The sequence below is a fragment of the Undibacterium sp. WLX3042 genome, assembly GCF_049544825.1.
GTDB lineage: Bacteria > Pseudomonadota > Gammaproteobacteria > Burkholderiales > Burkholderiaceae_D > Undibacterium.
In genome coordinates this window covers 2941409-2958126 of record NZ_CP186698.1, presented here as the reverse complement: position 1 = coordinate 2958126, position 16718 = coordinate 2941409, and the positions used below count along the sequence as shown (strand labels likewise).

The window sequence follows — 16718 nt, the reverse complement described above, 5'->3', positions numbered from 1 at the left end:
GGCCTGGCTATGGCGACGCTGGCAATCCTCTTAACCCTGGAATGCCGCGACTGGCTCTGCACATCCCCAGCATGACTGGTCGCTTGTTTTATCAATCTGTCTTATCCGTCCTTACTCAAGATGCGAGTCATATTGCTCGTATTCTGTTTCTGCAGGCATCGCGAGCTATGGCTGACGGCTGAAGGAAAACCATGACCGAACTCGAATTCAAATCGCTGGCCGCGCAAGGCTACAACCGTATTCCTATGATTGCGGAAGCATTCGCTGATCTGGAAACACCGCTGACTCTTTACCTGAAACTTGCTCAGACCCAGAATGCAGGCAAAAACACGTTCCTGCTCGAATCCGTCATGGGTGGCGAACGTTTCGGGCGTTATTCCTTCATCGGCCTGCCTGCCAATACGCTGTTGCGCAGCTATGGTGAAAAAGTAGAAATCGTCAGAAATGGCGAAATCATCGAAACGTATCACGGCAATCCACTCGACTTCATCACAGAATTTCAAAGCCGTTTCAAAGTAGCATTGCGTCCCGGTATGCCACGCTTTTGCGGTGGACTCGCCGGTTACTTTGGTTACGATGCGGTACGCCATGTCGAAAAACGCCTCGCCCACAGCGCACCCAAAGATGATCTTGGGCTGCCGGAAATTCAGTTACTGGTGACCGAGGAATTAGCGGTCATCGACAATGTGTCAGGCAAGCTGTATCTGATTGTGTACGCTGATCCGACGCAGGCCGAAGCATGGTCAAAAGCGCGCCAGCGTTTGAAAGATTTGCGTGCAATGTTACGCCGCAGCGTTGATGCGCCAGTCACATCCGCCTCGGTACGCACCGAATCCATACGCGATTTCGCCAAAGAAGATTATTTAAAAGCCGTTGAAAAGGCCAAGGAATACATCATGGCGGGCGATCTGATGCAGGTGCAGGTTGGGCAGCGCATCAAGAAACCTTATGCCGATTCGCCACTGTCACTGTATCGCGCACTGCGCTCACTGAATCCGTCGCCGTATATGTATTTCTACAATTTCGGCGATATGCAGATCATCGGTGCTTCACCAGAAATTTTAGTCCGTAACGAAAGTCTGAATGACGGCTCACGCAAAGTCACGATACGCCCACTTGCAGGTACGCGCCCGCGCGGAGCAACACCGGAGCGCGATGCCGAACTCGCTAAAGAGCTGCTGGCCGATCCTAAAGAAATCGCCGAACACGTGATGCTGATTGATCTCGCACGCAATGATATCGGCCGCATCGCCACGACTGGCAGCGTCAAGGTAACGGATCAGATGGTGATTGAAAAATACTCGCATGTACAGCATATCGTGTCGAATGTCGAAGGCACATTGCAACCACAATTATCGAATCTCGATGTGCTGAAAGCGACCTTCCCTGCCGGTACCTTGTCCGGTGCGCCAAAGGTGCGCGCGATGGAGTTGATCGATGAACTCGAACCGGTCAAACGCGGCATCTATGGCGGCGCCTGCGGTTATCTGTCGTTTGGCGGCGAGATGGATCTGGCGATTGCGATACGCACCGGCGTACTGAAAGACGGCATGCTGTATGTGCAGGCGGCGGCGGGCGTGGTGGCCGATTCGGTGCCGGAAATGGAATGGCAGGAAACAGAAAATAAGGCGCGCGCAGTTTTGCGCGCAGCCGAACAAGTACAAGATGGTCTGGACGGAGAAATTTAAATGCTGCTGATGATCGATAACTATGATTCCTTCACTTACAACCTCGTGCAGTATTTTGCCGAGCTGGGTGAAGATGTGCGCACCTACCGCAATGATGAAATCACGCTGGAAGAAATCGCGACATTAAAGCCGGATCACATCTGCATTTCACCAGGGCCATGCACGCCGCATGAAGCTGGTATTTCTATTCCTGTTATCGAACGTTTTGCCGGTCAGATTCCGATTCTCGGCGTCTGTCTTGGTCATCAAAGTATCGGTGCGGCATTTGGCGGCAATATCATCCGTGCGAAACAAGTCATGCATGGCAAGACCTCGCTGATTGCACACACAGGTGTCGGTGTTTTCAGGAATTTACCCAGCCCCTACACCGTTATCCGCTATCACTCGCTGGCAATTGAACGCGCGACGCTGCCAGATTGCCTGGAAGTCACCGCCTGGACTGACGATGGCGAAATCATGGGGGTGCGCCACAAAGAATTTGATCTGCAAGGCGTGCAATTTCACCCCGAATCCATCCTCTCAGAGCATGGCCATGCTCTGTTAAAAAACTTTCTGACCGGAGCAGCACAATGACCATTTCTCAGCAAGAAGCCCTGACACGTCTGATCGAACACCGTGAAATATTCCATGACGAAATGCTGTATCTGTTCCGCAAAATCATGGGCGGTGAAATGTCGCCACTGATGATCGCCGCATTAACGATAGGTCTGCGCGTCAAAAAAGAAAGCATCGGTGAAATCACGGCGGCAGCACAAGTTATGCGCGAATTCTCGACGAAAGTACCATTGGTCAATACCGAAAATATGATCGATATCGTCGGCACTGGCGGCGATGGCGCGAATACGTTCAACATTTCCACCACCTCGATGTTTGTAACTGCCGCCGCTGGTGCACGCGTCGCCAAGCACGGCGGACGCAGCGTTTCCTCATCATCCGGCAGCGCCGATGTGCTTGAAGCGCTGGGCGCCAACATTAACCTGAATCCAGAACAAATTGCGCAATCCGTCGCTCAGACCGGTATCGGTTTTATGTTTGCACCTAACCATCACGGTGCGATGAAACACGCGGCACCTGTACGGCGTGAACTGGGTGTGCGTACCATCTTTAATATCCTCGGACCACTGACCAATCCTGCCGGCGCGCCGAATATTCTGATGGGCGTATTCCATCCTGATCTGGTTGGTATTCAGGTGCGCGTACTGCAACGACTGGGGGCTAAACATGCGCTGGTCGTGTGGGGGCGCGACAATATGGATGAGGTTTCTCTCGGCGCACCAACCATGGTCGGCGAACTGATCGATGGCGAAATCCGCGAATACGATATTCATCCGGAAGACTTTGGACTGCAAATGGTATCGAGCCGCAATCTGCGTGTTTCCGGCGCCGAAGAATCGCGCGAAAAAGTCCTGGAAGTGCTGAACAACGTCGCCGGTGCCGCGAAAGATATCGTCAGCCTGAATGCTGGCGCGGCTTTATACGGCGCTGGCGTTGCCAGCTCAATTGCCGACGGCGTCAAGAAGGCGCAAGAAGCCATCGCCTCTGGTGCTGCACGTGCCAAGATGGATCAGTTCATTCAGGTTACTCAGCAACTCGGAAAATAAATTATGTCAGACATACTTAACAACATCCTGGCAGTCAAAAAAGATGAGATTGCGGCAGCAAAAAAATATCAGTCACTGATCAGCCTGCGCGATGAGGTCGAATCCGATAAAGAAGCACGTGCGCAACTACGTGGTTTTGAAGCAGCGCTGCGCAACAAAATTGCAGCAGGCAATCCTGCAGTGATTGCGGAAGTCAAAAAGGCCTCGCCCTCCAAAGGTGTGATCCGGCCAAATTTTAATCCGGCAGACATCGCGAAAAGCTACGAGCAGCACGGTGCGGCCTGTTTGTCGGTACTAACAGATGTACAGTTTTTTCAGGGCGCACCGGAATATTTGCAACAGGCACGCAATGCCTGTGCATTACCGGCGCTGCGCAAAGATTTTATGATCGATCCATATCAGGTATATCAGGCCAGAAAATGGGGCGCAGATTGTATCTTGCTGATCGTTGCCGCGCTCGATCATGGTCTGATGGCCGAGCTCGAAGCCTGCGCGCATGAGCTTGGTATGGGCGTGCTGGTTGAGGTACACAATGACGTAGAGCTGGACGCGGCACTTAAACTGAAAACCACGCTGCTAGGGATTAACAACCGCAACCTGCGTACCTTTGAAGTGACGCTGGATACGACGCTGGGCTTGCTGCCGAAACTGTCTCCGGAAAAACTGGTAATCACGGAATCCGGCATCCTCAATCCTGACGACGTAAAACGGATGCGCGCTGCGGATGTGCATGGCTTCCTGGTCGGTGAAGCCTTTATGCGGGCAGAAAATCCTGGTGCAGAGTTACAGAAATTATTTTTCTGAATCGACACACCTCTGACGGCATGTCCTAATCAATTTGCGGCTTTCCAGGCATTTTCCTGCCAGAAGCCGCATGAATATTGAGAGATAATCGTTGCCAATAGCAGAAAAGCCGTTCGCGTACAGATTACGCCAACGGCTTTTTCTATGGAACGCTGATCAATTACGACTTCGTTGCTTTACGGTAGCTAGGCCGCGCCGTCGCCAACACTGCCTTGGCATCACTCTCAATTTTGAAGTTGTTGGCAGGCACATCATCCGCTTGCAGTTTCGCTTTCACGACCAGCAGCTCATCTCGGCGGAAAGCGTGAATTTCCACAGTATCACCAACGCGATAACGTCCGATCGCCACCGCCAGATTATCACTGACGTCGGCGACACTTACACGCAAGCCGTTAATCGCCACCAGAATATCATTCGCAGATAAGCCCGCCAGATGTGCGGCACGGCCTTCATACGCATGAGCGATTTTGCAGCCATTGGCATCGCGTGCCACTTTCACGCCAAGACTGGCTGGCTTGTTGCTATTGCCTGCATCGAGTGTAATGCCGAAATCAGCAAACAACTGCGCCAGCGGCACATCCTCAGTCCCGCGCACATGCTTATCGAGGAAGTGGCGCACATTCACACCAGTGGCTTTTTCGATGATCGTTTCGATTTCATCTTCGGCCAAGCCCTGCTGTTTTCCTGCCGCAAAATTGGCATAGAAATCACGGCCAAATTTTTGCCACAAAGCGCGCATCACATCATCGAGTGATTTTTTTCCACCAGTTGCAGCACGTATCGTCAGATCCAGACCCAGCCCGACCAGAGAGCCTTTGGTGTAATAGCTGACAATCGCATTCGGCGAATTTTCATCCTGACGATAATACTTCGTCCAGGCATCAAAGCTGGACTCCGCCACACTTTGCTTCAGACGGCCGCTGCCGCGCTGGACGTTGTTGACAGTCTGCGCCAGCAATTTCAGATACGCTGCTTCATCGATCAGGCCAGCGCGTACCAGCATCAGATCATCGTAATAACTCGTGAAACCTTCAAACAGCCACAACAGGCTGGTGTAGTTTTCCTGGTGCAGATCGTAACTGGCAAATGCCGCAGGCTTAATACGTTTAACGTTCCAGGCATGGAAATATTCATGACTGCACAAACCCAAAAAACCGCGATATCCATCGCTCATCTCAGGCTGATGTTTGACCGGAATATCAGTGCGGTTACAGATCAAGGCGGTTGAGGCACGATGTTCCAGGCCACCGTAACCTTCACCGACTACCATCGTCATGAACACATAGCGATCCATCGGCGCTTTTTTGGCACGCGGCTCAAAAAACGCGATCTGGCTTTCACAGATTTTTTTGACATCAGCGACCATGCGCTCCATGTCCATATTCGGCACTTTCCCAGTCACCACAAAATCATGTGGTACGCCGTGCGCTTCAAATGTCGCCAGCGCAAAATCGCCACACTCCACCGGGTGATCGACCAACTCGTCGTAGTTCGCGGCAACATAAGTACCAAAGCCATAACGCTTGGCTTTCAGCTCAGGTAAAGAAGTGGCAACGCGCCAGCTCTTACATGCAGGAACATCAGGACGTTGAATATCCACAATGTGTGGTAAAAACTCTTGCCCGTGTACACTTAGGAATACGCTGGTGCCGTTAAAAAAAGCATGTGACTGATCGAGATGCGCGGCGCGCACTGACAAATCCCAGGCGTACACGTCATAACTGATCAGTAATTCATTTTTGCACGGAGCAGCCTGCCAGGTATGTTTGTCGAGCTTTTTGAGAGTCACCTTTTTACCAGCAGCAGTTGCCTTGATCTGAACAATATTTCGTGCAAATTCACGCACCATGTAACTACCAGGGATCCAAGCCGGCAGGCTGACAATCTGTCCTTCAGGATCGGGCTGACTGATGAGCAGCGTCACCTGATACAAGTGAGCGGCTAAATCTTTGGGGATGATCGAATAATGAATTGCGTTTTTGACGCTGTTGCGGCTTGTCTGACTTTGAGTTGCTTTTTGAGTGCTCATCGTTTTTGCCATGCTCAACGATCTTTCTATTTTAATAGTTAGAGATATTAGTTGCGCACATTCGCAGCGATGAAAGTGAATATCTGCGCCGTCACAACCACTCGGGTCAATTGCAGGCGCAAATGAATAAACCATTCGGGAACACCATAGCTTCGATAGAGTTTTTTATCGATTTTGTAGGCCGCGATAAAACCAACAACCTGCACTAAAAAACCAAACAGCATATTACCCAGAGAGCACCAGGCGATCACGGTAGGAATCACGCCCCAGATCAATGCCTTCCTGGTTTCATGATCATCGTTGCCATTCGCCATAATGGTAACCCCCCAATGTACACCACCAAGAAAAGATAAGATGGCGATGCCATAAGCAAGTTGTGCTTTGATGAAATAGCCCAACCACTCAGGATGCACGAGCCAGCAGGCGAGGGTCAGCAGGATGAATGGAATCAGGCCTGCAAAGCCTAAGCGGATAACGAGTTTCTGATTGAGATTATTCATAAAATATCGCTGCGGATGTTGCAACGTCTGTTTTCTGTCAAATTGAAGAAAAACGCTATTCTAAGAGGAAATCAGAGACTTAGATATATTTGTCCGTCACCGATATATGAATAATGTTTTCTGATTTACCGGGAAGATAAATCAGCCGGCAGATCAATGTCCCGCAAAATCCCGGGATCATCAAGCGGAATTTCGCGTACCGGAAACCGCTGCAATAAGCCGCGTGCGCCGCGATCACCAGTCAGCGCCATTAGTTCGGGAAGATATTTATCTGAAAAACCGATAGGATTACCGCGCTGCCCCTGAAATACAGGAACCACAATATCTGCGCCGTTTTCCAGTTCGTGCAGGAGCGCCGCGATGCTTGTGCTCTGAACGAAGGGCATGTCTGCAAGAGCAATGATCCAGCCTTTGCTAAGTGCTGTGTGACGCAGGCCGGTGGTGAGCGATGCTGCCATGCCCTGATCCGCATCCGGGCAGACAAGGACCTCATAGTTCTCACGCTGCAACGCTTCTATCAGTGCATGATTGTCTGGTCGCACAACCACAACAATCCGCTTTATCACGGAAGATAAATGGCGCGCTGCTGTCAGCGCGACCGTATACCCGTCGAGTAAAGTTTGTTGCAGCTTATCTTCGACACCCTGCGGATCAAAGCGTCGCCCGCGTCCGGCAGCAAGCAAAATGCCAGTCCAGCTCGCGGGAGAAAGCGTCATGCTTATTTGGCAGAATTCAGGCTGGCAAACTTCTCTTCCAGCCCTTTTGCATCCATTGCGCCAGGCACGCGGGAACCATCGCTAAAGAAAATAGCCGGTGTACCGTTCACGCGTAATTTCTGTCCGAGTGCGAGTATTTTTTCGTTTGGCGTAGTGCAATTAGCTGGTGCAGCAGAGGGGGCTTTTCCGTTCAGCATCCACTCATCCCAAGCTTTATTGCGATCCGCAGAACACCAGACATTTTTTGATTTGACGGTCGAATCTTCCGACAAAATGTTATACAAGAACGTGTAAACAGTAATGTTGTCCATACCGGCCAGGGTTTTGCGGAAACGTTTGCAGTAACCGCAATTCGGATCTTCAAACACAGCGATCACACGCTTACCATCACCTTTGACCATTTTCAGTGCAGATTCCAGCGGCAAATCAGAGAACTTAATTTTACTCAGTTCATCCGTTCTGGCTTTGGTGTAATTCGTGCCGGATTTGGCATCGATTACATTACCGACAAATAAATATTGCGCTTTTTCATCGGTGTACAAAATATCAGAGCCGACGCGCACTTCGTACAAACCACCGTAAGGCGTCTTGATGATGGAATCCACTTTCACGCCCTGACCTAACTTAGGCTCTATCAGTTTTTTTATCGCAGATTCCTGCGCGGTCTGCGCGAAAACGACACTGGTAAAAGTGAGTGACAAGAGCGCGATACATTGCTTCAAATTCATATTATTCCTTGTAATTCCGTTTAGTGGCTGTCGCAATAGTCAGCAATGCTTACTTCCCCATTGCATGGGAGATTAATTTGTTCTTTAAGACAGGCAGACGATTCAGTAAGTTCAATCCGACATTGCGAACCAGACGCAGAGGCGTCAGATCAGAACCGAATAATCGTGCCAGTCCGTCGGTCGTAATCTGCATCAACAGCACGTCTTCTTTACGCGAACGACGGTAACGCTCCAGCAGTTTGGCATCGCCACAATCACAATGATCTTCGCGTGATTTCATCAACGCCAGCAAGCTCGCCACATCACCAAAACCCAGATTCATGCCATGCCCGGCGAGCGGATGCACAGCATGCGCTGCGTCGCCAATCAGCGCCACACGCTGTGCAATCATGCTGTGCGGACGTATTAACCGCAAGGGAAAAGCCTTAATATCTTCTGGCAATACCGGCGTCAGATGCCCCAGTGTATCCAGACAATATTCTTCCAGCCGACTGACCAGCGCAGACAATGGCTCACGCAGCAATGTTGCCGCCAATGCATCCGGTGCAGACCACACCAGCGATACCCGGTTCCCCGGCAAAGGCAACAAAGCAATGATGCCCTGCTCTTCAACAAACCACTGATGTGCAACCCCGTGATGCGGGATCTCACATTCAAAATTCGCGACAACACCCTGTTGTCCGTAAGAGCGATAATCCAGACCGATATCGCACTGACCGCGCACCCAGGATTGGGCTCCGTCAGCGCCGACGATGAGACTAGCCTTGATCTGACTACCATCTTCCAGATTAATCTGCGCACCATGTTCATCTGCATGCAAACTCGCAGCCGCGCCAGTGATCAACGATAAATTCTGCGCAAACTTCATCGCGGTATCAAGCGCGTGATTTAAATTTTTATCCTCAATGATCCAGGCTAACTCCGAGGCACGGGCGCCGTATGCATCGAAAGCCAGTTGACCATCGCTATCCGACTTGCCGCCACGCACATTCATTTCGGTGACAGGAGCAACACGCTGTAAATCCAGAGCATCCCATACTTTAAGCGAAGACAATAAATCATGTGCAATATGGTTCAGTGCGAAGACGCGCACATCCCACTGTGCCGACATTGGCAAGGCAACGGCAGAACGGCAAAGTACCGCCACCCGCAAACCTGCCTGCGCAAATCCCAGTGCAGCAGCTTTACCCACCGCGCCGTTCCCCACGATACAAATATCACAATGATGAATCTGAGCCGTCATATAAAAGACCTTCGCCATAGACAATGACAGGCATTATACGGCACCGGAACCCGCACCCGGCTGAGGCACATCAATTCAGAGTTAGCCCAGACCAGCAGCTTTTTTTTGCAAGGGACTTGCAAAGCGCCGAACACATCTCTATAATGCGTGGTCTTGGCCTGGTAGCTCAGTCGGTAGAGCAGAGGATTGAAAATCCTTGTGTCGGTGGTTCGATTCCGCCCCGGGCCACCAAGAAATAAGAAAAAGGCTTACAGAAATGTAAGCCTTTTTTGTTTTGTGCCTGGGAACGCAAGTGCTGTAACGAATAATCTCTTCGTGATTCAAATGCTCTCTCAGCAAACTTGATTGAGCATCCCGTTGAATGCAGCCCTAGATTTATTTGCGTCTTTTCTTCGCGCCAAAAAATAGAATCCCTTCAGTCGTAAAACGACCATCCAGACATAGGTCAGGAAAATCAGCGAAGGCCCGCTCAAGCAAAGAGGAAGCAATACCCTGACGACGATAGGCAACGTCGATATAAATGTTGTCGATCACATGACGATTACCGTGATTAAGCTTGATGGCGAGAACACCGGCTGAAAAATCTTTATTACCGTGAAATTGAGAAATTTTTTTCCCGGTTGAGCACAAATCATCTGAAAAAACGCGAAGGTAACGAATAAAGTAATTATTTGTAGAGACGATGATGTGCTCATCCTGACGCACTATCTTTTCATCACCTAACGCTACTCTCGCCAATGCAGTATTTGGCATTGCCAGACAATGAAGAATCGAGCTGTCCGGGTTGTACAGCCGTTCCACGACCTGCCCGACAATCGGAAGGCGACACGCCAGGCGCTTCTTGATACTGGAAATTTTTTCTTTTGACAACGGTGTGCCTCTTTCAATCAATGAGGTCAGCAATTGTATTGAGTTAAGTAATATTTCCTGTTTCAAAGTGTTAACCAGATGTAACTTTACTGATCTGGTAAAGCATCACATTTACATTTTCCCTTCATATTCTGGTTCTGCTATCCGGCAAGAAAATGAATAAAAAATATATACGGGGTCAGCCAATTTTTATCGATCAATATTCAGGCTAGTACAAAAATACAATTTTTAAAGCAAGAACTTCAGCCTTCATTCAAGCAAGACATGCAGACGCAGCCAGTCATGCGTGGAGTAATATTCTGATTAACATTGAGTGAACATAGTTACAATGAACTAGGTATTGCCTGACAGTCAGGTTGTCCTGCAGCCCATAACATCACACTTCGCAGCCTGGTCGTCGACGGATACTCTCCGTTACGATATTTTTGTGATGCAGACAACAGATGCTTGCGTTATTCTTAATATAACTGATGATTTAAATTTAACGGAGTATTTCTATGCGTAAATTATGGCAAGCCGTCTACATCATCTTGATCCTGAGCCTGACTGGCTGTGGTTACAACACGATACAGACCGAAGACGAACAGATTAAATCGAACTGGTCAGAAGTACTGAATCAATACCAGCGGCGCGCCGATCTGGTACCTAATCTGGTGAGCACAGTGAAAGGCTTTGCGGCGCAAGAGAAAGATGTTTTACTCGGCGTCACTAATGCCCGTGCAAAAGTGGGAAGTCTGCAAGCAAGTCCTGAGCTGATCAACAACCCCGAGGCCTTTGCTAAATTTCAGAGTGCCCAAGGCGAACTATCAGGTGCACTTTCAAAATTACTGGTCGTGACTGAAAATTATCCGCAGTTGAAATCAGATGCCAGTTTCCGCGATTTGCAGGCACAACTTGAGGGGACGGAAAATCGCATTGCTGTCGCCAGAAACCGCTACATCAAAGCCGTGCAGGAATATAACGTGACGGTCCGTTCTTTTCCTACTAATCTGACCGCGATGATTTTTGGATATCAGGTAAAACCCAATTTCACTGTCGAAAATGAAAAAGCACTTGCGGAGCCACCAAAAGTTGATTTCGGTGCACCGCAAGGGAATAGTGGAAATCAGAAATGACACTCCTGCAAACGGCAAGAATGCTGATTCTTGCCGGTTCCTTATGCTGCTCATTTTTTGCTTCGGCAGAACTTGCCGTTCCTGCGCTGAGTCAGCATGTCACAGATCAGACGGGAACGCTGAACGCCGAACAAAAAAACAGCTTGGAACAGACCTTACGTTCTTTCGAAGAAAAAAAAGGAAGCCAGATTGCAGTATTGATTATCGCCAGCACGGCACCGGAAACGATAGAACAATATTCGCTGCGTGTTGCTGAACAATGGAAATTAGGTCGCAAGAAAATTGATGATGGCGCCATTCTGGTGATTGCCAAGAATGATCGCACTTTACGCATAGAAGTCGGATATGGTCTCGAAGGTGCGTTGAATGACGCGATCAGCAAACGCATCATCAGCGAAACAATCATTCCGCAATTCAAGCAGGATAACTACTTTGGCGGCATCTCCGCCGGAATCAATCAGATGATCCAGGTCGTTAATGGCGAACCCCTGCCAGCAGCCCCTGAAAAAAATGTGTCGAATGACAGCCAGATTGAACAACTTATTCCTTTTCTGTTTATTTTCGCGATTGCCGCCGGAGGAATATTACGCGCTTTATTTGGTCGGCTTCACGCCGCAATGATCACCGGCGGCATCGTTGCAGGCTTAACCTGGATGCTCGCCGGCGCGATCACGATTGCGTTGATCGCCGGCTTTATTGCACTGATTTTTACTCTCTTAGGCGGCATGACAGGAGGGCGCGGGAGCGGCACTTACCGTGGTGGAAACCATGGCGATAGCGGTGGCTTCGGTGGTGGCGGATTTGGAGGTGGCGGCAGCTTTAGCGGAGGCGGCGGCAGCTTTGGCGGCGGCGGTGCATCAGGAAGGTGGTAATCATGAGTCTGAGACGCCTAATCAAACATTTATCGATGAGCCGCTGGCAACTGCGGCGCTATTTCCCTGAGAATTCTCTGCGGGCCATTGAGCAGGCCATTAAAGCCAGCGAAACCGGACACCAAGGTGAAATCCGTTTTGCAGCAGAAGCTGCGCTTGATGGTGCAGCGCTGTTCAGAGACCAATCCTCCAGAGAACGTGCGATTGATCTGTTTTCTGAATTAAGGATATGGGACACAGAGCACAATAATGGTGTGCTGATCTATCTTTTACTGGCTGACAGACGCGTCGAAATCATTGCCGATCGCGGAATCCATACGAAAGCAGGTGATGCTGCATGGGGAAAAATCTGCCGCGATATGGAGAGCTACTTCCAACGCGCCGAATATGAAGCAGGTGTTATCGCCGGAATACAGGCGGTGACGCAGCACATGATCCGGCACTATCCGACCGGACATAACACACGCAACGAATTGCCAGACCAGCCCGTGCTACTGTGAGCTGGACCGGTCCGGCATTGATACTTCGGGCACTACCGCACAGCAAGCAACGCTCAAGAAGCAATAGCACCACACCGTGCAACTGCAAAATCGGAGCAGAACGAGTCACCATTCAAATTTTTTAAATGATGTCATCAAACGGCACCGCGCATCGAACCTCAGCAGCATGAAATAATCACTGCCATCAACAAGGAGAAAACTATCATGCTTACACTCAGAAAATCTCAAAGTCGCGGTCGTGCAGATCATGGATGGCTGAAAAGTCTACATTCATTTTCTTTCGCAGATTATTACGATCCCGACCATACAGGCTGGGGCAATCTGCTGGTGATCAATGAAGACATTATCGCTCCCGGCACCGGATTCGGTACTCATGGCCATCGTGATATGGAAATCATCAGCTATGTATTAGCAGGACAGCTTGCACATCAGGACAGTATGGGAAATATCAAAGGTATCCCGCCGGGCGACGTGCAAAGAATGAGCGCAGGTACCGGTGTCAGACATAGCGAGTTCAATAATGCAAAAGGTCAAACCACCCATTTTCTGCAGATCTGGATTACGCCAAAACAAAAAGGAATCGCGCCAGGCTACGAGCAAAAAACAATTCCTGCCGAGAAAAAACGTGGCGCTTTATGTTTAGTTGCCTCCCCTGACGGCGCGCAGGATTCTGTTGCGATGAATGCGGATGCTGCATTGTATGCAGGCTTGTTTGATGGTGATGAAAAAGCAGAATTAAGCTTGAATCCCGAACGTAAAGCGTATGTACACCTGATACGCGGAGAGCTGGAAGTCAACGGCCAACGCATCAGCGGCGGCGATGCCTTCAAGATTGAAAACGAACAAAAAATTACTCTGGCCAATGGTAAAGACGCTGAAGTACTGGTGTTTGACCTGAGCGCCTGAACGACATACTCACGAAAGAATGGAATCATTATGTTTGATACATTAAAAAATCCTTTCGCACTCGTTGGCCGCTTACTACTGGCTTCACTGTTTTTACCCGCAGGTATTGGCAAGCTCACGGGTTTTGCGGGCACTGTCGCCTATATCAGCTCGGCCGGGCTGCCGGTACCGGCGCTGGCTGCAGTGGCGGCGCTTTTAGTTGAAATCGGTGGTGGTATCGCGCTGATCGCTGGTGCCGGCACACGCTTGGCAGCGCTCATACTGGCGTTCTTCACGCTGGTGGCATCATTCGTTTTCCATGCTTATTGGGCGGTACCGGCTGCTCAGCAATATGTCACGCAATTGCTGTTCTTTAAGAACATTGCGGTTGCCGGTGGCTTGCTGACACTGGCCGCGTGGGGTGCTGGCGCATGGAGTATTGATGGACGCGGAGCCGCAAATCATCGTCCTTCATCTGAGTAAACATAAAAAAGGCGTCGTGCAGACGCCTTTTTTTATTACATCGACAGTAGCAAAATGCTTCAGACCAGTTCACTGTCAATCTGAAACTGTCCGCTCAATGCTTTGTGTATCGGGCATTTATTCGCAATCCGCAGCAAATCCTCACGCATAGTCTGATCAACTTCCCCATGCAGTTGTATACGCCGGATCAGACGATAGATGCCACCCGCCTCTTCGCGGTCAATCTCGACATGAATGCCAGCCAGCGCATATCCCTTGCGCTTTGCATACAGTTCCAGAGTCAGTGCAGTACACGCGCCCAGCGCAGAATCCAGCAGCTCATGCGGGGATGGATGCAGACCTGATCCTCCCGATTTTTTATCGATATCTGAAATCCAATGCAAACCATCAAATTCAATATTACAGGCGGTATCGCCACGATCAGCTTGCCAGTCAACCGAAATAGTCATGATAGGGCTCCTCTCAAAATCAATCGCCACCGAGGCATCTGCCGCGCATCCGGCGTTCTACTCAGCTGCGACCTCCGATTAGCGTCGCAGATCCGTTTTTATACGTGGCTGTTTGCTTCTACTGGATAACCGGCGTCTATCCAGGCGTCGATACCACCGTGCAAAACACTGGCAGACACACCTCGCTGGCTCAGCAAATAAGCAGCTTTCAGCGCGGACGCATCGTTCGGACATGAGCAATACGTGACGATTTTCGCATTGGTCGGCCATGTATCAAGCGGTGCCGTTTGTATATTGTTCAATTCTATGTGTCTGGCGCCTTGAATATGGTTTTCCAGCGCCCCCGGAGCCAAAGAAACACGAACATCAACCAGTACCAGCTCTTCACCACGTTCAAGCAGATCAGCAAGCTGAGCAGGTGCGACACGCGGCAGGCTGGCCACCGAGCGTTTCACACGCCAGCGCCGCCAGACACGTATCGCAACATATAGAGCAACGGCGCAGATCACGATCAGCATCGCCGTGTCACCGAGCTGACTCAGGTAAGCCAGCAGTTGTCCGACCTGATTATGAAACAGCAAGCCCCCTGCAATTCCGCTGCCAGCCCATAACAGCGTCCCCGCCAGATTGAAGATCAGAAACGATGAAACCCGCATGCCCATTGCACCAGCCAGCGGTGGTGTCAGAATAGAAAGCCCGGGGACAAACTTTGCGATGACCAGTGTGGCAATGCCACGGCGGGCAAAACTCAGCTCACTCTGGCGTACGCAAGTATCCGGAGAAATAGAAATCCGGCATAGCAAAGCCAGTACACGATGACCAAAACGGCGTCCTGCATAGAACCAGAGCGAATCGGCAATCAGGGATGCGAGTGTCGCCACTGCCAGTGCCTGAACTACAAACACACCGTTATCGGCAGCAGCCACCCCGGCCAGCAACAGGAAAGGTAAGGCCGGTACAGGCGCCCCAAGCTGCTCGATAAACACCCCGGCAAACAGCGCCAGTAGTCCGTGCTGAGAAAAGAGAGCAGTGATATTTTCCATATTGAATGAGCTGAATTTTTGCGATAAATCTTATTCTCAAATCTGGCATTACGATTTTTTTCTGATGTCGGCCAGCAACAGCGACGCTGATCACGATAAAGATCAGTCGCCGGCATCGCCTTCTGCTTCGCAGTCTGAGCAAGTTTATGCACAATGCCACAACAGACGCACAGTTTCCACCGCTAAAATTTGATGTCATCATTCAGAATAACTGAATGAATAAATCAACTATGACGACTCCCCGTGATGTTCTGACTCCTGCCGCGCTGGCAATGTTGCAGGTCATTGCCGACACCGGCAGCTTTGCGGCGGCAGCACGCGCCATCGATATGGTGCCGAGTGCTCTGACCTATCGTGTACGGCAGATTGAAGAAGCGCTTGATGTATTGCTGTTTGATCGCAGCTCCCGACAGGCGCAATTGACTACCGCAGGAATGGAATTACTGCGAGAAGGTAACATTCTGTTAGAGGAAATAGACGCTATCGCGAATCGTGTGAAACGTGTTGCGACGGGCTGGGAGCCGCAATTCACCATCGCTGTGGACAGCATCATCGACCGCACCACGGTGATGGAATTATGTGAGCAGTTTTTTCAGATGAATCCGCCAACCCGGCTCAAACTGCTGGCAGAAACCTTATCCGGAACCCTCGAAGCATTGACCTCCGGACAAGCCGATCTCGCTATCGGTGTTGTCATGGACAGCAATACAAAAACCGGATTGCAGCGCGAACATCTGGGCACTGTCGATTTTGAATTCGCTGTGGCGCCACACCATCCACTGGCGAGCGCGGCAGAACCCCTGTCTGACAAAGTGATACGTCAGCATCGCGCGGTGGCTATTGCTGATTCAGTCAGACATGGCACCAGTATGTCGATAGGTTTGCTGACAGGCCAGGATGTGTTCACCGTTGCGGATATGACCGCTAAACTGGAAGCACAGGTGCGCGGAATCGGCGTCGGCTTCTTGCCTACCTGCCTTGCCAATCCATGTATCAACAGCGGGAAACTGGTCGTCAGAAAAGTGGAGCGGGCACAACAGCAGGTGCAGTCTTGCTATGCGTGGCGCCAGAGTAGTAAAGCGATGCAAGGGCGAGCACTGCAATGGTGGTTACAGCAGTTGCAAGCACCCGTCACGCGTACCGCATTACTGGGTGTGCGTCGTCAGCACCATTTCTGATGTACCGAAGTGCA

The 16718-nt window shown here is 50.4% G+C and carries 18 protein-coding genes and 1 tRNA gene; 11 read left to right on the top strand and 8 right to left on the bottom strand.

The window, feature by feature from the left end:
* The first annotated feature begins 191 nt into the window (after positions 1–191).
* The 4 genes from trpE to trpC are packed head-to-tail and all read left to right on the top strand — an operon-like array spanning position 192 to position 4093.
* Positions 192–1688 (top strand): anthranilate synthase component I, encoded by a 1497-nt coding sequence (trpE, locus tag ACPAOP_RS13335; protein ID WP_423708347.1) that lies wholly within the window; start codon positions 192–194, stop codon positions 1686–1688.
* On the top strand, positions 1689–2261 hold the full coding sequence (locus tag ACPAOP_RS13330) for an anthranilate synthase component II (RefSeq protein WP_423708346.1): 573 nt from the start codon (positions 1689–1691) through the stop codon (positions 2259–2261).
* On the top strand, positions 2258–3289 hold the full coding sequence (trpD, locus tag ACPAOP_RS13325) for an anthranilate phosphoribosyltransferase (protein WP_423679666.1): 1032 nt from the start codon (positions 2258–2260) through the stop codon (positions 3287–3289). Before ACPAOP_RS13330 ends, trpD begins: the two co-directional genes overlap by 4 nt.
* A 3-nt stretch (positions 3290–3292) precedes the next feature.
* The gene (trpC, locus tag ACPAOP_RS13320; protein ID WP_423708345.1) at positions 3293–4093 is read left to right on the top strand and encodes an indole-3-glycerol phosphate synthase TrpC; all 801 of its coding nucleotides are present in this window, start codon (positions 3293–3295) and stop codon (positions 4091–4093) included.
* A 160-nt stretch (positions 4094–4253) separates the two neighbouring features.
* On the opposite strand, the gene ACPAOP_RS13315 is transcribed toward trpC, so the two are convergent.
* From ACPAOP_RS13315 to ACPAOP_RS13295, 5 genes are all read right to left on the bottom strand, one after another.
* Positions 4254–6122 (bottom strand): M61 family metallopeptidase, encoded by a 1869-nt coding sequence (locus ACPAOP_RS13315; RefSeq protein WP_423708344.1) that lies wholly within the window; start codon positions 6120–6122, stop codon positions 4254–4256.
* Positions 6123–6169: 47 nt separating this feature from the next.
* A complete protein-coding gene (locus ACPAOP_RS13310) occupies positions 6170–6622 on the bottom strand; it encodes a DUF3429 domain-containing protein (RefSeq protein WP_423679663.1) in 453 nt (150 codons plus the stop codon).
* Between the two features lie 125 nt (positions 6623–6747).
* A complete protein-coding gene (locus tag ACPAOP_RS13305) occupies positions 6748–7338 on the bottom strand; it encodes a nucleotidyltransferase family protein (RefSeq protein WP_423708343.1) in 591 nt (196 codons plus the stop codon).
* Between the two features lie 2 nt (positions 7339–7340).
* The gene (locus ACPAOP_RS13300; protein ID WP_423708342.1) at positions 7341–8066 is read right to left on the bottom strand and encodes a DsbC family protein; all 726 of its coding nucleotides are present in this window, start codon (positions 8064–8066) and stop codon (positions 7341–7343) included.
* 49 nt (positions 8067–8115) lie between these two features.
* Entirely contained in the window at positions 8116–9309 is a 1194-nt protein-coding gene (locus ACPAOP_RS13295) for a UbiH/UbiF family hydroxylase (protein WP_423708341.1), read from the bottom strand.
* Between the two features lie 155 nt (positions 9310–9464).
* Between ACPAOP_RS13295 and ACPAOP_RS13290 the strand changes: the two genes are divergently transcribed.
* Positions 9465–9540: transfer RNA gene (locus ACPAOP_RS13290), tRNA-Phe, on the top strand.
* Between the two features lie 144 nt (positions 9541–9684).
* Here ACPAOP_RS13290 and ACPAOP_RS13285 read toward each other — a convergent pair.
* Positions 9685–10245, bottom strand: a complete 561-nt coding sequence (locus ACPAOP_RS13285; protein ID WP_423708340.1) for a GNAT family N-acetyltransferase — start codon at positions 10243–10245, stop codon at positions 9685–9687.
* 431 nt (positions 10246–10676) lie between these two features.
* Between ACPAOP_RS13285 and ACPAOP_RS13280 the strand changes: the two genes are divergently transcribed.
* From ACPAOP_RS13280 to ACPAOP_RS13260, 5 genes are all read left to right on the top strand, one after another.
* Positions 10677–11294 carry a LemA family protein gene (locus tag ACPAOP_RS13280; RefSeq protein ID WP_423708339.1) on the top strand — a complete coding sequence of 206 codons (618 nt, stop codon included), beginning with the start codon at positions 10677–10679 and terminating at the stop codon, positions 11292–11294.
* Positions 11291–12166, top strand: coding sequence for a TPM domain-containing protein (locus tag ACPAOP_RS13275; protein ID WP_423708338.1), 876 nt, complete (start codon positions 11291–11293; stop codon positions 12164–12166). Before ACPAOP_RS13280 ends, ACPAOP_RS13275 begins: the two co-directional genes overlap by 4 nt.
* A gap of 2 nt (positions 12167–12168) precedes the next feature.
* Positions 12169–12666, top strand: a complete 498-nt coding sequence (locus ACPAOP_RS13270; protein WP_423679656.1) for a TPM domain-containing protein — start codon at positions 12169–12171, stop codon at positions 12664–12666.
* 204 nt (positions 12667–12870) lie between these two features.
* Positions 12871–13572, top strand: coding sequence for a pirin family protein (locus ACPAOP_RS13265; protein WP_423708337.1), 702 nt, complete (start codon positions 12871–12873; stop codon positions 13570–13572).
* A 30-nt stretch (positions 13573–13602) separates the two neighbouring features.
* Complete coding sequence (locus ACPAOP_RS13260; protein WP_423708336.1) at positions 13603–14034, top strand: DoxX family protein; 432 nt, start codon at positions 13603–13605, stop codon at positions 14032–14034.
* A 59-nt stretch (positions 14035–14093) separates the two neighbouring features.
* Here the strand turns inward: ACPAOP_RS13260 and ACPAOP_RS13255 are convergent, their stop codons facing one another.
* Positions 14094–14483 carry an OsmC family protein gene (locus ACPAOP_RS13255; protein ID WP_423708335.1) on the bottom strand — a complete coding sequence of 130 codons (390 nt, stop codon included), beginning with the start codon at positions 14481–14483 and terminating at the stop codon, positions 14094–14096.
* A 98-nt stretch (positions 14484–14581) separates the two neighbouring features.
* Positions 14582–15526, bottom strand: coding sequence for a VTT domain-containing protein (locus tag ACPAOP_RS13250; RefSeq protein WP_423708334.1), 945 nt, complete (start codon positions 15524–15526; stop codon positions 14582–14584).
* A gap of 215 nt (positions 15527–15741) precedes the next feature.
* On the opposite strand from ACPAOP_RS13250, the gene ACPAOP_RS13245 reads away from it, so the two are divergent.
* Positions 15742–16704 (top strand): LysR family transcriptional regulator, encoded by a 963-nt coding sequence (locus ACPAOP_RS13245; protein WP_423708333.1) that lies wholly within the window; start codon positions 15742–15744, stop codon positions 16702–16704.
* Positions 16705–16718 lie beyond the last annotated feature (14 nt).

Coding starts and splice junctions, on each gene's coding strand:
- trpE (WP_423708347.1), top strand. CDS start 192: ATGACCGAACTCGAATTCAAATCGCTGGCCGCGCAAGGCTACAACCGT.
- ACPAOP_RS13330 (WP_423708346.1), top strand. CDS start 1,689: ATGCTGCTGATGATCGATAACTATGATTCCTTCACTTACAACCTCGTG.
- trpD (WP_423679666.1), top strand. CDS start 2,258: ATGACCATTTCTCAGCAAGAAGCCCTGACACGTCTGATCGAACACCGT.
- trpC (WP_423708345.1), top strand. CDS start 3,293: ATGTCAGACATACTTAACAACATCCTGGCAGTCAAAAAAGATGAGATT.
- ACPAOP_RS13315 (WP_423708344.1), bottom strand. CDS start 6,122: ATGAGCACTCAAAAAGCAACTCAAAGTCAGACAAGCCGCAACAGCGTC.
- ACPAOP_RS13310 (WP_423679663.1), bottom strand. CDS start 6,622: ATGAATAATCTCAATCAGAAACTCGTTATCCGCTTAGGCTTTGCAGGC.
- ACPAOP_RS13305 (WP_423708343.1), bottom strand. CDS start 7,338: ATGACGCTTTCTCCCGCGAGCTGGACTGGCATTTTGCTTGCTGCCGGA.
- ACPAOP_RS13300 (WP_423708342.1), bottom strand. CDS start 8,066: ATGAATTTGAAGCAATGTATCGCGCTCTTGTCACTCACTTTTACCAGT.
- ACPAOP_RS13295 (WP_423708341.1), bottom strand. CDS start 9,309: ATGACGGCTCAGATTCATCATTGTGATATTTGTATCGTGGGGAACGGC.
- ACPAOP_RS13280 (WP_423708339.1), top strand. CDS start 10,677: ATGCGTAAATTATGGCAAGCCGTCTACATCATCTTGATCCTGAGCCTG.
- ACPAOP_RS13275 (WP_423708338.1), top strand. CDS start 11,291: ATGACACTCCTGCAAACGGCAAGAATGCTGATTCTTGCCGGTTCCTTA.
- ACPAOP_RS13270 (WP_423679656.1), top strand. CDS start 12,169: ATGAGTCTGAGACGCCTAATCAAACATTTATCGATGAGCCGCTGGCAA.
- ACPAOP_RS13265 (WP_423708337.1), top strand. CDS start 12,871: ATGCTTACACTCAGAAAATCTCAAAGTCGCGGTCGTGCAGATCATGGA.
- ACPAOP_RS13260 (WP_423708336.1), top strand. CDS start 13,603: ATGTTTGATACATTAAAAAATCCTTTCGCACTCGTTGGCCGCTTACTA.
- ACPAOP_RS13255 (WP_423708335.1), bottom strand. CDS start 14,483: ATGACTATTTCGGTTGACTGGCAAGCTGATCGTGGCGATACCGCCTGT.
- ACPAOP_RS13250 (WP_423708334.1), bottom strand. CDS start 15,526: ATGGAAAATATCACTGCTCTCTTTTCTCAGCACGGACTACTGGCGCTG.
- ACPAOP_RS13245 (WP_423708333.1), top strand. CDS start 15,742: ATGAATAAATCAACTATGACGACTCCCCGTGATGTTCTGACTCCTGCC.